We start from the raw sequence: 355 nt of genomic DNA, 5'->3' as shown, positions 1-355 counted from the left end.
TGCCTCATCATGTTTGCGAATGTTTGGTGAGCACAGCTTCGCGCGATCCCTTCCTTTATCCAAGCTGTTGCTGCTGTAATGTGCTGTATTACAGCAGTCATTAGATTCGCAGAATAAAAAACCTCGTCAAACTTGTGGCATGTCAAATGCTGCCCCGCAATTAATCATCACTCCCGATATGTCACCACGCCAACAAGCCCGTGCTTTGTATTGGCAAGGGTGGCGTGTCGCTCGCATTGCTGAAACAATCGGCGAAAAGGCCTCGACTATTCACACGTGGAAAACTCGCGACAAGTGGGAAGAGGCCACGCCGATTGATCGCGTGGAAGGCACGATTGAAGCCCGCTTAATTCAA

At 49.9% G+C, this 355-nt stretch carries 1 protein-coding gene; it reads left to right on the top strand.

Annotation, left to right across the window (positions count from 1 at the left end; genetic code table 11):
* Positions 1 to 139: 139 nt before the first annotated feature.
* On the top strand, positions 140 to 355 hold a 216-nt coding region (locus A596_RS21610; RefSeq protein ID WP_039918833.1), incomplete at its 3' end, for a terminase gpP N-terminus-related DNA-binding protein.

The sequence above is a fragment of the Cellvibrio mixtus subsp. mixtus J3-8 genome, assembly GCF_000766945.1.
In the GTDB taxonomy this organism is placed as follows: domain Bacteria; phylum Pseudomonadota; class Gammaproteobacteria; order Pseudomonadales; family Cellvibrionaceae; genus Cellvibrio; species Cellvibrio mixtus_A.
This window is presented reverse-complemented; position numbering and strand designations above follow the sequence as displayed.